Origin of the sequence: Undibacterium sp. WLHG33 (assembly GCF_049544815.1) — a bacterium.
In the GTDB taxonomy this organism is placed as follows: Bacteria; Pseudomonadota; Gammaproteobacteria; order Burkholderiales; family Burkholderiaceae_D; genus Undibacterium.
Map to the genome: position 1 here is coordinate 3,576,541 of NZ_CP186697.1, position 13,752 is coordinate 3,590,292.

Here is a 13,752-nt window from a genome sequence, read left to right on the forward strand (position 1 = left end):
GATGTGTGGCACGGCTCTATGCAGCGGTGCCTGACTAAGCCGTCATTGTACGCTGTCACTGATCAGAATATGGCGACAGATGTTTCGGAAATCAGCGATAGCCACTGATTTCCTGGGGTGACGCCGTGAAAGTAAGCGCCTGTCGCACTCTATATGATGGATGCACTCATCCGCTGGCTGATGAGTGTTGATGTCGTTTGCCCAGCCTTTTGTAACGAATTGAAAGGTGTCAGATTCCGGTACTTGCTGTTTCATCTCGGAAGACTATCAGAATTTTCATTTAAAAATTTTTTTCCCGCTGCCAGACTGCAGCCACACTTTAAGCACATCTTGCTGTGCTGAGGCTGAGCTACATAGTCATTGTGTAGCATTGAATGTTAAGACGTTGGATAACCTGAGGAGTCACATAATGCTGAATAAAAAATTAGTTGTTGGAATGATTGCTACCGTTGGTTTTATGCTGAGTGCAGCTGCATCCGCACAAGTGTATGTCGGTGGCACTGTCGGTAAAGCGCATTGGAATGATGATTGTAAAAATGTCGTTTCATGCAGTACCAATTCAAACACATACAAGTTATTGAGCGGTTACAACATCGACAAAAACTTTGCAGTTGAAGCAAGCTATTTTTCTCTGGGGACGATCTCTGCAACGACCAGCATTGCTGGCGCCAATGCATCTGCGGACGTGAAAGGTACAGGCTTTGAAGTCGCAGGTTTGTATAAATATGCATTTACTCCTGAACTGAACGGGTTTGCTAAATTGGGTCTGGCCAGCATCAAGGCCGAAGGCAGCGGAGCAGTTGCAGGTGTTGGAGCCTATAACGACAGCACAACATCGACACAGCCCGTATTTGGTTTTGGTGCAAGTTATCAGCTGACAAAAGAGCTGGCTTTGCGTGGCGAATTTGAAACCCGCAAAATCAAATTCAATGGTGACAAAGAAGCAGTCAATAACGTTTCAGTAGGTTTGCAATATTCGTTTTAATTCGTTACGGAACGCAGTCATGTCGCCGTTATGGCATGACTGCTGCTTGGCAGAACAATGTTTTTTCCTGATGTGATCTCTTGATGTGACTGACCTGCTGTTGTTACATGTGCTTACGATTGATACAGCAGCTGGGTCAACTTCATACACACATACTTCGTTGAGATATCCATACTGCTGTTTTAATTTTTTAATGGATCCGAGCTATGTCAGATAATCAAACAAATAAACGTATTCATCCACTCGTTGCCGGTGCTGCAGTATCTGTGATGCTGGTCAGTCTGATTGGTGTTGCTGCGATGACCGGCGTATTGCCGAACTCTAACAGCAAGACCGTACCGGACAACGCCAATGCCGTGGCGACGAAAGATGCCGCTGTCAATAACCAGACTTCCTTTTCTCCATCAAATGAGCCTGTGCAAAACACAGCTAAGCAGGGTTACCGTTCTGGAGGTTACGATAATCCGGGCACGACAACGATAGCGGAACGTAAGCTGGCTGTTTGCGATAATTGCGGTGTCGTTGAATCGGTGCGTGCGATTGAGCAGCAGGCTTCACAGGGCAGCGGTGTTGGCGCTGTTGCCGGGGCTTTACTTGGTGGTGTATTGGGTAATCAGGTTGGCGGTGGCGATGGCCGTAAACTGGCAACCGTGGCGGGTGCAGTTGGCGGTGGTTTTGCCGGTAACGCTATCGAGAAACGTACCCGTACCACGACCGTTTATGAGGTGCGGGTGAAAATGGAAAATGGCCATGTGCGTACTTTCCATCCTTCGGCACAACCAGGATGGCAATCCGGTGATCGCGTCAGAATTGTCAATGGTAGTTTGCAGTCGGCATAAGACCATCGATCAGTTGAATTCAGTTTTCATCTCTCAATATGCATGCGCTTGCCAGCATAGAAATGCTTTGGCAGGCGCATCAGATATGAGAGATTGCATGGAATTTGACTGCGGAAATTCTCAGTACAAATTTTCAGTATAAATTCCGGCCAGCGATTTGCTGTGCAGATTCACATCAGCGTAGCAGCAAAAAATTTAACGTCCGCTTGTCGTAGATTTTTTTTGGGGTGGGCTCTTTGGGGTTCCGTTCAATCTGGGCGGCGAAATTCATTCTCTATCCACCGCAAGGCGTTTTTTCTGTCCAGCTTATAGTTCGCAGCAACTTTCACTTTTGCCAGTTCTGCACCATCTGCATCGCGCGCGCTCAGATACGCATACGGATCATCGTCATCCGGCACAATATCCAACATGATTTTATAGTCAGCATCATCCGTGCTGACCAGCAGATTCTTGTGCAGCAGCGCGTGTAATTGTTGTTCATGACGGCGGATCACTTCTGACGCAGTTTTGACCAGCGTACCGAACGCGTTGGCATCTAAAGGTTTAGGATTTTTTTTGTCGCGTCCCATCGTCCAGGGACCAACCAATGCCGGTTCAGGTTCACCATCTTTCAGCATTGCCACTGCCCAGCCTTCGTCGTCGTCATTTTTGATGACTTTGGCTGTCCAGCCTTTATCGCGCCACAGGCGAGCTTCAAAAATCGGTTGGTCTTGTTCTGGCATAGTCTCTTCAACGTCATCGAAGTGATCGCCGGTGTTTAGATGAGTGTGTTGCAAAAGAAATTCTCTGTAAAAGCAAATACAGACGACATCCTACACGCATAGCGGCAACGTGGCAGATCTGATGCCGTTTCTGAGCCGAAAACCTGAGCAAAGGCGCATGCTATCTCGCCGTGATTTGACGTTTGACGAAGATCAAATCTGAAAAAAACGGGCTTGTTTTTTTGGCAGTTTATTCCTATCTTATGAATGGAATCAGGGTGCGTGTTGCCTGAATCTGCATCAGGTGCATGCGTGTCAGATATGTTTATAAAGACGATTGCAACGACATGATAAGGAGAGAAATATGGGTGCACTAACACCGCGTGGTAGTGGTTTCTTTGATGATTTTTTCCGTGATCTGAGCCCGGCGTTTTATGTCAAACCTCTGCATGGTGATCCACTTCCCAGCCCGGCACAAATCAAGATTGACGTACAGGAAAATGAGGGCGCTTACACTGTGCAGGCGGAAGTACCCGGCGTTCCTAAGGACGATATCCATGTTGCTCTGGACGGCAATGTCGTTACCTTGCGCGCTGAAATTAAGCAAGAAGACAGCAGCCGGAAAGACGACAAAGTGCTGCGTAGCGAGCGCTATTTCGGCGAAGTGTCACGGAGTTTTCAATTGCCTGTCGAAATTGATACCGCATCGGCGAGCGCAAAATATGATAACGGCGTGTTGAGTCTGACTTTACCTAAGAAACGTCCCGCAGGTGGTGTGCAGAAACTCAAAATCGAATAGTTTCGCTAACGGTGGCACGCGTATGTGGCATTACCCTTTTATCAGTAACGGGCAGTAAGCCTGAGTGCCATAAAAAAGCCTGCACAATTTTGCAGGCTTTTTATTTTTATATGAAATATTCAGCGTAAAAGTGATACTACGTTCAGCAGACTGCTTACTGTCAGTCCGCTTTTCTATTCTTATCGAAACGGTCAACCAGTAACATACCAACGATCATCGCCAGTAAAAATGCAGCACCTTTGGCGATGCCCGCTCCCAGCAATACAACTGCTGGACCCGGACAAATACCTGCCATGCCCCAGCCTATACCAAACAACAGGCTGCCACCGACCAGACGCAGATCGATCACCGAGATCGTCGGGAATTGCATGGGCTCTCCCAGTAATGAAAGAGAACGCCGGCGTAACAGCGTGAACGGGATGATGGCGACGCCGATGGCACCGCCCATGACGAAGGCCAGTGAAGGATTCCAGGCGCCGGCCAGATCAAGAAATGCGAGCACCTTTGCCGGATTGGCCATTCCCGCGACGATCAGACCCAGACCAAATATTAAGCCGCAGAATGCGGCGGTGAGCAGTTTTTTCATGTTGTCATCTCTCTCAGAGCAGGTGGCGTATGACATACACGGTCAGAAAACCGCTGCTCATAAATGCGACTGTCGCAACGATAGAACGCGGCGACATGCGTGCCAGACCGCAGACACCGTGACCACTGGTACAACCTGAGCCGAGGCGGGTACCGATGCCGACCAGCAGACCGGCGATCAGCAATGTGAGCCAGCCCGTATCCAGCGTGATTTCAGGCAGCGCCGAAAATTGACTATAAGTCAGCGGTGCGGCGATCATTCCCAGCGTGAACAAGGCACGCCATGCCCAGTCGCCACGCACCGGACTGAACAGGCCAGCAACGATACCAGTGATACCGGCAATGCGCCCCAGTCCGGCCATCAGCATGACCGCTGCCAGGCCTATCAGTACGCCGCCGGCTAAGGACGTTATCGGGGTAAATTCATTCCACGCAATCTGCATCACTATTCTTTCCATCTCTGAGGTTCAAACGGAGTCCCTTTATTGATGCGCTTGCTGGCAGCAAAATCGCTGGAAAGGCTTATCTGTATTGAGACTTTATACCTGTCGCTCGCCGCATCAGGAAAATCAGGCAAATTGCTGTTGCAGATAACGGATGATATCGCCCGATTCATACAGCCAGCGGACCTTGCCCTTGTCATCGGTGATTTGCAGACACGGTACTTTCGGGCTGCCGCCCTGTGTCAGTAAAGCCTGACGGTGTTGTGCTGATTTTTGTGCATCGCGAAATTCCACTGTGAGCGATAGTCGCCGCATTTCCTGACGAACCTTGATACAAAACGGGCAGGTCGTGAATTGATACAAGGCCAGTTTCTGGCAGGCTGCATCGACTTTCGCCTGGTCTTGAGGAACGCGGACGATGCCTTGCGGTCTGCTCAGACGTTCTTTGAGCAACATGAAAGGGCCGAGTATGGCCCGCAACAATCTGAAAAAAAGCTTCATGGATTCTTTCTGTGACGGTTTGCTGGCATGCAGCAAGAAGAGCGTCATTGTAAGTCAGAACGGCAGGTATCTGCTGAGGCGTACTGGCTGAAAAGAGTGAGTTGGATGCTGACTCTTGCGGGGGGGGCAGGGCGGAATGCGGTCAATGCAACAAATTTAAGGCAGTGAATTATCCGGCACAGACAAATGCGCTGACACACCGCCGGTTGTTGCCGTGATCTCTTACTGCATCGTTTTAATCGACTGTGGGCAGATTAAATGTACTGATCGATACGGTTGCCCAGCGTTTCCGTCGGATGTACGGCAGGCGTCGCATTCTGGGTATCCTGGATACTGGCGGTGGCGCTGTTGTTTGTCGCCTCATTGAGCGCTTGGGACTGCTCCAATTTCAGTCGGGCTATTTTTTGTTCAACTTCAGCAATTTGCAACCTGAGTTGCAGCATTTGTCGTTGCGATGCTTCGGTCGACGCTGTTTTTTCTGCATCAGTCAACTCTTTTTGTAATGTGGCAAGTTGTCTTTGCAGTGCAGCGATTTGCGCATGGCTGGCTGCGCTGATGGCTGAGGTGCTGCCGACCGCGGTGGCGGCATCGACTGGATAGACAGGCATATATCCCTCCGGCGAAATTGAACTGTATTTCGATCAGCACGCGTTGCTGGTTCATTGCAGAGTCGGTTCGCAAACCATCGACTGTCCGCTTAATGACATTAACGGCACAAAAAGCGTCAACCTCAGGGTTGGGAGCAAAATAATCAAAAAAACAATACCGCAGGTGAACAGCTTGGCTGATTTGCGGGATTGTGGAAGGTTAATTTGTGGGATAGATGCCGGAGATATCTGGAATAGCAATGGGAGGATATGTCTCCGTCTTCTATATTTAATGCGGCTTCTGGCCTGAAAACCGGCTGCAAGCCACAATCAATAAGGAGGTGAAAAAACGAAGCGATGCCAGTTAACGCAGACGCATGCCGGGTGGATGGCATGCGTCTGTTGCGGCAGATTTGCGGCAGATTATTTTGCCGGGATGCGTTCCAGTACCGCCAGTAACAACGTCCAGTATTGACCGACGGTCTCGATATTCACCATTTCGTCGGGACCGTGTGGATAACGGATGGTCGGGCCGATGGAAACCATATCCAGTTCAGGATAATGCTTTTTGAACAGACCACATTCCAATCCCGCATGAATCACCATGATCACCGGTTCTTTGTGATAAATGCTTTGGTAGGTGTCTTTGACAATCGCCATCACCGCTGAGCTGGTATCAGGCTTCCAGCCCGGGTAGCAACCGGAAAACGCGATTTGTGCGCCGGCCAGATCACTCAGCGATCGCAAAGTGCTTTCGATATTTTCACGACCGCTATCGATCAGCGAACGGATCAGGCACAGGATGCTCACTTTGTCTTGTGAGGTACTGATGACGCCGACATTCAGCGAGCTTTCGGTGACGCCGGTGATTTCATCGCTCATACGGATCACGCCGTTCGGGCAACTGTTGATCAGATTGATCAGTGTTGCCTGCGTTGCAGTTTGCATGACTTGTGCTGGCAAGGCAGTACTTTGCAGGCTCAGTGTTAATGCGGGTTCTACGACGGCCAGTTCAGCTCGCAAAAGTGCCAGATATTGCACAACACGTTGTTCCAGCAATGCGATCTGATCTGCTCTGATCGTAAAGCTGCATTGCGCTTCGCGTGGAATCGCATTGCGCAGCGAGCCGCCTTTGATGTCAGATAAAGATATTCCGAGTTCCTTTGCATGTCCGGCAAGGAAGCGGGCGATCAGTTTATTGGCATTGCCGCGTCCCAGATGAATATTCACACCGGAGTGGCCACCTTTCAGACCCGCAATACTGAGCGTGAATGCTTGCTGCTCTGCTGGCGCAGGCTGCCATTGCAAAGCAAGGCTGATTTCTGCATCGACACCACCGGCGCAACCCATGTAGATTTCGCCTTCCTGTTCCGAATCGGTATTAATCAGTATCTCGGCATCCAGCATGCCCGCCTGTAAGCCAAAGGCACCGGTCATGCCAGCTTCTTCATCGACCGTCAGCAGCACTTCCAGCGGGCCGTGGCGAATATCATCTGAACCCAGAATCGCCAACGCAGACGACATACCAATGCCGTTGTCGGCGCCTAAAGTTGTGCCCTTTGCTTTGACCCATTCGCCATCGATCCATGGCTGTATAGGGTCGGTCGTGAAGTCATGGTCTTTATCGGCATTCTTCTGCGGCACCATATCCAGATGCGCCTGTATCACGACGGTTTTACGGTCTTCCATACCTGCAGTGGCTGGCTTGCGAATGATGAGGTTGCCGACATGATCGACCACCACCGGCAAGCCGCGCTGCTTTGCCCATTGCTGGATAAATTCGCTGAGTGCAGCTTCGTGTTTAGATGGGTGCGGAATCGCACAGATTTGTTCAAACCATTGCCATAAAGGCTGAGGGAAAAGTTGGTGAATTGCAGTTGTCATGATTGTCCTGTGAAGCCATGTGCGCTGGTACGCGCGGCTGAGGGCAAAAGTTTAACATAGGCACCATTCTCATCTGATGTTGGCTTTATGCTCTGTAGCGCTGCGCTAGTTGATGCAGGATGACATGATGCTGAAGTGGATGATCGATGAGAACGGCAAAATAAAGACGTTTCAGTCAGTCCTCAGCAGTGGTTGGGAAATGCCTGATCTGACCTTGATGAATTTGATTATTGGTTACCAGATATTGCCTGAGGAGCGGAAGGAGTATGGTGAAATTCATACTGCTTACCGGCGTGAGTTTAATCATCGCTAAATCTGTTTCTCTGTACCGGAAGCAGCATCCGGTAAATCCCCGTATAAATGACGAATCTCCGGTGACAGAGATAACAAAGAAAAAATCCGGGCATTGTCGTCTGCATTTATACGTCTGAAACAGGAAAATTACCGGATGCCAAAGTGCAGTCGAATAACAATACCAAATCAAGGGAGTGCTGCTTGACCAACAATAACTCCGGCATGCATTACATTGTGGGTCATTGCTGGGTAAACTGGTGGGCCAGGCAGTGCTGCTAGTGTGTATCCTGCAGTTGCATGGGTGACGGGATCTAATCCGTATCCTGCGTTAACCAGTTCCTCGTTCACGCTACCATCCTGATCCATGACTACCGTATTCAATGCTCCGGGCGCATTAGGATCATCTAAGACCCCGAGGGCATCGGTATAAGCTGCCTGCACCGTGAAATTACAGCCTCTAACATGAGCCGCTCCAGTAAATTGATTTCCTGCCGGTAGTCCTCCTGCGTGAACTCTGTAATGCACACGTCTCCCCATAGCGTTTGCATTACCAATCGTTTGTTCTGTACCGAGATTCATGACCATCCACTTTACGTGACTTTCAACTCCTGCGTGAATTGCATTCATAGAAGGAGTAATCGGGAACAGATTGTACTCTGCACCTTCACCTCCTAATCGTGCGTTCAGAAGGTGACCTTTAGTAAATCCTCCATATCGTAAGTAAATTCCACCAATACCTGTGTCTGGAGTGGATCCTTGCATCGGGGCTTGTGGATCAATCCACGCCTCCATTTGATCGCCAACCCGTTGTTGGCGGTAATGCCCCCCACCGACGTGATAACTTATATTCTGAGCTATAAAGTTTTTTTCTGATAATAATTGGACGGTGGTGGATGGACTAAAATAACCAGCTCTGCATTGTTTTAGTTGTGTATTGTTTTGACTTTCATGGTTACCGGCCATTTGACTCGGGCCAATCTTTAATGCCTTCGCCCCCATCACATCCGCTTCTGTTTCCAGCCCCGCATCATCATTGACCGGTATGCCCTCTTTCATTTGCATCGTCGGCCTCACACGTCCCTGGGCTTGCTGAACGACATGCCAGGCTTCATGTGGTAAGTGTTGTTCCTGCCCCGGTGCAACGTGAATATCACTGCCTTGTGCATAAGCGAGTGCATTCAGTTGGGCGGGCTGGGATGAGTTGTAATGCACCTTCACATGATCCATGCTCATACCGGAGAGAGATTCGATTCCGGATTTGAGTTGATCCGGCAGGCCGGTATTGTTAGGTCTGGCAGTGACCTGCTCCTGCCTTTGTATGGTGTCGAATTTTCCTTGCAGCAGTTCGTCTTCTTCAACCCGTTGCACAGGCAGGAATTTCGCTTGTAACAGTTCTTCGTCTTCGACTCTTTGTGCAGTCATCAGCTTATTTTGCAGAGGCTCATCTTCTTCCACCCGCTGTGCGGTGTTGAATTTGCCTTGCAGCGGTTCATCCTCTTCCACGCGTTGCGCCGTTGTGAACTTTGCTTGTAAGGGTTCTTCATCTTCGACTCTTTGCAGTGTTGCTCCGCTCGCTGTTGAGTCCATTTTTTTGAGTTGCACCGCGCGTTCGCTTGCTGCGGCCATGCGCTGCAGGGCTCGCAATTGAGCAGATTGCGCGCTATCAGCGGCTGTGTCTTGCAGGCGACGTTGGATAGCCGCTTGTGGCCTTGAGTCAGCAAACTTATTGTGTGTTTCACGACCAGGTGCTGCTGAGTTCAGTCTGAGTTGACGAGGTTTGCTCCTTACTTCGGATTGTGAGTCGGCCCCCGTTTGCTGCAATGGCGCTGCGGAATTCATGATTGACCTCGCTTCGTGGAGATGCTGTGAGGAAAATGATGATATTAGCTAAAAAGTAGCTTAAATGTAAATATTTTGGAAATTTTAGCGAAATAAGCATACATTGGTAATGCATAATTTGTCGTGTTGATGATGAAGTTCCGCAGTGCTATCCGGCCAGGTGAATCAGTCGTGATGCAAGAATTTCAGAAGACGTTGCGCAATCAGATCATGTTCAAACGAAAGGATTTACGATGCACTTACGTTCATCAATAGCAGCAGAGCAAACATTCCCCGGGAAACAGACAAAAACGACGCAACTCAGGCATGAGAGTGCGGCTCAGATGACGGACGTAAGGCCACAGCAGCGAACGCTGCAACGCTTGCAAGAAAAGGCAGATTCCAGTCATTCAGCTTTGCAACTTAAAGTGATGCAGGAAAAATTGACAAACCAAACAAAGGCTATGTCAGGGACAGCGACCCTTCAAGGCAGATTTGACGCATTGCAACGGGTTGAAGAAGACGAACTGCTGCAAGGAAAATTCGACACCATACAAAGGCAGGAGCAGGTCACTGCCAGACCTAACAATACCGGCCTGCCGGATCAACTCAAATCCGGAATCGAATCTCTCTCCGGTATGAGCATGGATCATGTGAAGGTGCATTACAACTCATCCCAGCCCGCCCAACTGAATGCACTCGCTTATGCACAAGGCAGTGATATTCACGTTGCACCGGGGCAGGAACAACACTTACCACATGAAGCCTGGCATGTCGTTCAGCAAGCCCAGGGACGTGTGAGGCCGACGATGCAAATGAAAGAGGGCACACCGGTCAATGATGATGCGGGGCTGGAAACAGAAGCGGATGTGATGGGGGCGAAGGCATTACAGGCTAAGGCGGTACAGTTAAAAGAAATTGATGCGGTCGGTGATTACAACAAACTTGGATTACATGTTACGGGAGATACCTTTTCCGTCGTTGATCAGGTAAGCAAATTAGACGCAAAGCTGCACGGTGGGAATGAAGAGCCAGAAGTGGTCGAGAGCAAAGCGCAGGCATTAACTGCGATTGCACAGGTGGCAGGGAACACCATGAAAGAAGTAAGAGATGTCGTAGCAAAAAATGGTGGTTATACCGTGGCAGCTAAAGATATGAACAAGCCTGACATAAAGACGATAGATCCATTCACCCATGGGCATGTTCAGGAGTACGGTGACAATAACTATGTTTGCCTCATGTATCAACACTCTGCGTGCTTAGATGGCTACGTCAATGGCGTTGAAGAAGGGGTTGTTAATAGTCCTGGTCAATATGGGCGAACTTTTGTTGAGGCGATGTCGTATCGCAAAGGCGAAAAGGCAGAGTTGGGAACAGAAAAAGCGAACAAAATGAAGAGCTATAAAAGTCAGCATGACCAGTCACAGCCAGATAAAAGCCTACTGACGGTGGTAGAGGAGGGCGGAGAGCACAAGTCGGATGCGATTACCAAGTTGGCCGGCGAAGGTGCGAGATTTTTATGGGTAAGGAACAATATAGGGACAATTAAAGACTCAACGAAATTTGAAATTGATGAGAATGAAACGCACAGATTTTCTATCACCTTCAGAAATTTATGGTGTACATGGAAAGATTGGTTTAAAGGCGCCTACAATATTTCCGAAGAGTCGCAAAAAGCAACTTTGCTCGGCAAGGTCAGAACGAATACGTTGTCCCTGAAAGGAATCTCCAGAATTGATAGCGTAGCAAAGTAATTGCGCAAGAGAGCCCGATAAAGTCTTTTTAATTTTAGGCCGGGCATGTGCCGTAAGCCCCATCCAAAGAACAAACGCCCAAAAAAAATCACAAGTTGCCCAACCTCACATCCAGACACTGTGTTCCACATGATTTGTCGGAACATAAGTCAGATACTGCACCATACGCGGTGTCAGTCCGTGATTCGGGGTTGCACAATGGGGCAGGGCCTGATGCCAGATGAGGAAGTCGCCCGCCTTGCCAGGTACCGCGCGCGGCCTCAGGGTTTCTGCTGCAATTTGCCGGATATTGTCTGCTGGGCTGAATTGTCCCAGCCAGTCTCTGATCTGGTGGTGAAAACCAGGCACGCAATGAAAGGCCCCATCGGTTTCGCCGCAATCTGTTAAATACAGTAATCCCTGATAGCGTTCCGGTATAGGCTGCGCGATACTGACATCCCAGTGCAGGGCGCTGCCGCGAAAAGAAAAATGCTCTGTTTCCGGCGGATTGAAACTGACGTGATCTATCGTTTTGTAGAGTGAGTCGTTACCGTAGAGCTGTGCATAGGCAGCGCGTATACGTTTTGATGCGCGATTGTTGTTTAACTGCGGATGATTGTAGAAGGGCAGCATCAGACCATGTTGTATGCATTGCGGCTGATACCAGCTTGACGGATCTTGCTGCGTCGCACCTGTGTATTCCCAGATTGCATCGCAACTGGCAGTACACGCCGCGCTGTCGATGATATTGGGTAAAATCAGGTAACCGTTTTCCTGCCAGAAGGTAAGTTGTTCGGCTGAAAGACGATAGTTATTGTCATCAGTATCCGTCTTGTCTTCGGTGAACACATACTGCTTGCTGGTATACGCGATCCAGTCGTGGAATTCTTCCAGAGTCGGACGTTCTTGCAGAAGAAATCTGAGTGCAACCGGATGTGCGATCTGATTGGCGTATAAGGCTTGGATCTGTTGTTCCCATTTGACGGATTCGCGCGCACTCGTTTTATAAGCCGGGTCGCAATGGCGCTCCCAGAGCGTTTTCAATACAGACCAGTCTTGCATGGATTTCCTTCGTCATGAATTTCTAAGTGCTATTTATGAGAATTTTTGCTCAGAAGACCAGTGTAAATCGGCATGATCAATGATGCAAAAAAGATGCATATGCGTCAGCTACTTTTTGCAGTGCCGGGCGTTCTGAAGGTCCTGCTGTTGTTGTACAACTGAAGTCATCCATGCTGAAGACGCGGGAGGTTGATCAATAAAGAAATTGCATTAAGGAAATTTTGTGAGTCTTATCCACTATAATTGCGCCCACAAAAACGACAGCCTGTTTCCATTGATAAGAGCACGATGAAACCACTGGATTTATACACCTTAGTCTTGATGAGCGCGTTCATATGCATAGGTATGAGCACTATCATGTTTTCGGTGCATCGTACTTTTAAGTCGGAAGTGCAGGGAGTGGGACATTGGGCGTGGGCGCAATTAATGACATTGATAGCGCTGCCCATACTTGCGACGCAAGGGATACTCAGCGAATACATTGCGATTCCCGGATTCAATGGCGCGATGCTGTGGGGACAGGGAATGACTCTGATTGGCACCCAGTTGTTCTACGGTCAGAAACCGACCTGGCGTCTGTTTCTGCTTATATGGAGCATCACCATCGCAGGCTTGCTGTGGTGGTTGGTGGTGACGCCCAATTTCAGCATACGTGTGGCGATTTATTCGCTGACTGCTTTTGGTATGTACTGCGCACTGATACGGCTCGTCTGGCTGTACGGCGAAAGGCATTTCAGTAGCTATTTTTTTATGGCGCTGTTACTGGTTCACGCTACTCTGACTTTGTTGCGCGGTGGTTTTGCTCTGGTATTCGGCGGTACGAGCGTGAATTTGCTGAAGACCAGTAATCTGACAACGACTTATCTCGCAACCTCGACAATACTGGTGCAGTTGTTAAGCGTCGTTTTTCTCGTCATGGCGTCACGTCGTTTAAAGGACGTACTTGAGCAACGTGCAATTGAAGATCCTTTGACAGGGGTGCTCAACCGTCGTGGTTGTGTTGCCTATTATGCGCAATTGCAATTACACGCCCGCCAGACAGACTTTCCAGTGACGGTGCTGGCGATAGATCTGGATCACTTTAAACGCGTCAATGATCAGTATGGTCATGCCGTCGGCGATCAGGTGCTGGTGTTTATTGTAGAAAAATCCTGTCTGCTGTTGCGTGCGTGTGACCGGATGGCCCGTTTTGGTGGTGAAGAGTTTGTCGTAGTATTACCGGGAACGACGCAGGCAGAAGCCCGCCAGATAGCAATACGTATTCAGACAACGCTGAAACATGCGCAAACTGATTTACCACTTTGTACCCTCAGTATAGGTATTGCCAGCAATGCCAGTGCGGATGATGATTTGGATCACTTACTGGTTCGGGCCGATGCTGCTCTGTATCGCGCAAAGAATAATGGGCGTGACCGTATCGAAACGGACGACATCATTCCTGCTGATAACGCCACTTCTTCTGCCTCATAACCCAGTTTAATCATTCAGTTTTTTCCGGAGCTTGATCTCAGGAAGGCTGCG

The 13,752-nt window shown here is 49.2% G+C and carries 14 protein-coding genes; 6 read left to right on the top strand and 8 right to left on the bottom strand.

What is annotated here, in order from left to right; translation table 11 throughout:
* The first annotated feature begins 409 nt into the window (after positions 1 to 409).
* The gene (locus tag ACOTSW_RS16145) at positions 410 to 985 is read left to right on the top strand and encodes an outer membrane beta-barrel protein (protein WP_423680101.1); all 576 of its coding nucleotides are present in this window, start codon (positions 410 to 412) and stop codon (positions 983 to 985) included.
* Positions 986 to 1,191: 206 nt separating this feature from the next.
* Positions 1,192 to 1,824, top strand: a complete 633-nt coding sequence (locus ACOTSW_RS16150; RefSeq protein WP_423680102.1) for a glycine zipper 2TM domain-containing protein — start codon at positions 1,192 to 1,194, stop codon at positions 1,822 to 1,824.
* Between the two features lie 248 nt (positions 1,825 to 2,072).
* On the opposite strand, the gene ACOTSW_RS16155 is transcribed toward ACOTSW_RS16150, so the two are convergent.
* Entirely contained in the window at positions 2,073 to 2,546 is a 474-nt protein-coding gene (locus ACOTSW_RS16155) for a hypothetical protein (protein WP_423682352.1), read from the bottom strand.
* A gap of 343 nt (positions 2,547 to 2,889) precedes the next feature.
* Here ACOTSW_RS16155 and ACOTSW_RS16160 point away from each other — a divergent pair, with 343 nt between their 5' ends.
* Positions 2,890 to 3,324 (top strand): Hsp20/alpha crystallin family protein, encoded by a 435-nt coding sequence (locus ACOTSW_RS16160; RefSeq protein WP_186885037.1) that lies wholly within the window; start codon positions 2,890 to 2,892, stop codon positions 3,322 to 3,324.
* A 160-nt stretch (positions 3,325 to 3,484) separates the two neighbouring features.
* Here the strand turns inward: ACOTSW_RS16160 and ACOTSW_RS16165 are convergent, their stop codons facing one another.
* From ACOTSW_RS16165 to ACOTSW_RS16185, 5 genes are all read right to left on the bottom strand, one after another.
* Positions 3,485 to 3,910, bottom strand: a complete 426-nt coding sequence (locus tag ACOTSW_RS16165; RefSeq protein ID WP_423680104.1) for a DUF6691 family protein — start codon at positions 3,908 to 3,910, stop codon at positions 3,485 to 3,487.
* A gap of 13 nt (positions 3,911 to 3,923) precedes the next feature.
* Positions 3,924 to 4,352, bottom strand: coding sequence for a YeeE/YedE family protein (locus ACOTSW_RS16170; RefSeq protein WP_423682353.1), 429 nt, complete (start codon positions 4,350 to 4,352; stop codon positions 3,924 to 3,926).
* A gap of 126 nt (positions 4,353 to 4,478) precedes the next feature.
* Positions 4,479 to 4,853: a glutathione S-transferase N-terminal domain-containing protein gene (locus ACOTSW_RS16175; protein ID WP_423680105.1), complete on the bottom strand. Its 375-nt coding sequence runs from the start codon at positions 4,851 to 4,853 to the stop codon at positions 4,479 to 4,481.
* 254 nt (positions 4,854 to 5,107) lie between these two features.
* A complete protein-coding gene (locus ACOTSW_RS16180; RefSeq protein ID WP_423680106.1) occupies positions 5,108 to 5,461 on the bottom strand; it encodes a hypothetical protein in 354 nt (117 codons plus the stop codon).
* Between the two features lie 402 nt (positions 5,462 to 5,863).
* Positions 5,864 to 7,324: an aminoacyl-histidine dipeptidase gene (locus tag ACOTSW_RS16185; protein WP_423680108.1), complete on the bottom strand. Its 1,461-nt coding sequence runs from the start codon at positions 7,322 to 7,324 to the stop codon at positions 5,864 to 5,866.
* 127 nt (positions 7,325 to 7,451) lie between these two features.
* On the opposite strand from ACOTSW_RS16185, the gene ACOTSW_RS16190 reads away from it, so the two are divergent.
* Entirely contained in the window at positions 7,452 to 7,637 is a 186-nt protein-coding gene (locus tag ACOTSW_RS16190; protein ID WP_423680109.1) for a hypothetical protein, read from the top strand.
* A gap of 167 nt (positions 7,638 to 7,804) precedes the next feature.
* Here ACOTSW_RS16190 and ACOTSW_RS16195 read toward each other — a convergent pair whose 3' ends face one another.
* Entirely contained in the window at positions 7,805 to 9,457 is a 1,653-nt protein-coding gene (locus ACOTSW_RS16195; protein WP_423680111.1) for a DUF4157 domain-containing protein, read from the bottom strand.
* Positions 9,458 to 9,819: 362 nt separating this feature from the next.
* Between ACOTSW_RS16195 and ACOTSW_RS16200 the strand changes: the two genes are divergently transcribed.
* The gene (locus ACOTSW_RS16200; RefSeq protein WP_423680112.1) at positions 9,820 to 11,190 is read left to right on the top strand and encodes a DUF4157 domain-containing protein; all 1,371 of its coding nucleotides are present in this window, start codon (positions 9,820 to 9,822) and stop codon (positions 11,188 to 11,190) included.
* 105 nt (positions 11,191 to 11,295) lie between these two features.
* Here ACOTSW_RS16200 and ACOTSW_RS16205 read toward each other — a convergent pair whose 3' ends face one another.
* Positions 11,296 to 12,231: a phytanoyl-CoA dioxygenase family protein gene (locus ACOTSW_RS16205; RefSeq protein WP_423680114.1), complete on the bottom strand. Its 936-nt coding sequence runs from the start codon at positions 12,229 to 12,231 to the stop codon at positions 11,296 to 11,298.
* 345 nt (positions 12,232 to 12,576) lie between these two features.
* Here ACOTSW_RS16205 and ACOTSW_RS16210 point away from each other — a divergent pair, with 345 nt between their 5' ends.
* On the top strand, positions 12,577 to 13,701 hold the full coding sequence (locus ACOTSW_RS16210) for a GGDEF domain-containing protein (protein WP_423680115.1): 1,125 nt from the start codon (positions 12,577 to 12,579) through the stop codon (positions 13,699 to 13,701).
* Positions 13,702 to 13,752 lie beyond the last annotated feature (51 nt).

Excerpts from the sequence above, each read along its gene's own strand:
- ACOTSW_RS16145 (WP_423680101.1), top strand. The coding sequence starts at position 410 with ATGCTGAATAAAAAATTAGTTGTTGGAATGATTGCTACCGTTGGTTTT.
- ACOTSW_RS16150 (WP_423680102.1), top strand. The coding sequence starts at position 1,192 with ATGTCAGATAATCAAACAAATAAACGTATTCATCCACTCGTTGCCGGT.
- ACOTSW_RS16155 (WP_423682352.1), bottom strand. The coding sequence starts at position 2,546 with ATGCCAGAACAAGACCAACCGATTTTTGAAGCTCGCCTGTGGCGCGAT.
- ACOTSW_RS16160 (WP_186885037.1), top strand. The coding sequence starts at position 2,890 with ATGGGTGCACTAACACCGCGTGGTAGTGGTTTCTTTGATGATTTTTTC.
- ACOTSW_RS16165 (WP_423680104.1), bottom strand. The coding sequence starts at position 3,910 with ATGAAAAAACTGCTCACCGCCGCATTCTGCGGCTTAATATTTGGTCTG.
- ACOTSW_RS16170 (WP_423682353.1), bottom strand. The coding sequence starts at position 4,352 with ATGCAGATTGCGTGGAATGAATTTACCCCGATAACGTCCTTAGCCGGC.
- ACOTSW_RS16175 (WP_423680105.1), bottom strand. The coding sequence starts at position 4,853 with ATGAAGCTTTTTTTCAGATTGTTGCGGGCCATACTCGGCCCTTTCATG.
- ACOTSW_RS16180 (WP_423680106.1), bottom strand. The coding sequence starts at position 5,461 with ATGCCTGTCTATCCAGTCGATGCCGCCACCGCGGTCGGCAGCACCTCA.
- ACOTSW_RS16185 (WP_423680108.1), bottom strand. The coding sequence starts at position 7,324 with ATGACAACTGCAATTCACCAACTTTTCCCTCAGCCTTTATGGCAATGG.
- ACOTSW_RS16190 (WP_423680109.1), top strand. The coding sequence starts at position 7,452 with ATGCTGAAGTGGATGATCGATGAGAACGGCAAAATAAAGACGTTTCAG.
- ACOTSW_RS16195 (WP_423680111.1), bottom strand. The coding sequence starts at position 9,457 with ATGAATTCCGCAGCGCCATTGCAGCAAACGGGGGCCGACTCACAATCC.
- ACOTSW_RS16205 (WP_423680114.1), bottom strand. The coding sequence starts at position 12,231 with ATGCAAGACTGGTCTGTATTGAAAACGCTCTGGGAGCGCCATTGCGAC.
- ACOTSW_RS16210 (WP_423680115.1), top strand. The coding sequence starts at position 12,577 with ATGAGCACTATCATGTTTTCGGTGCATCGTACTTTTAAGTCGGAAGTG.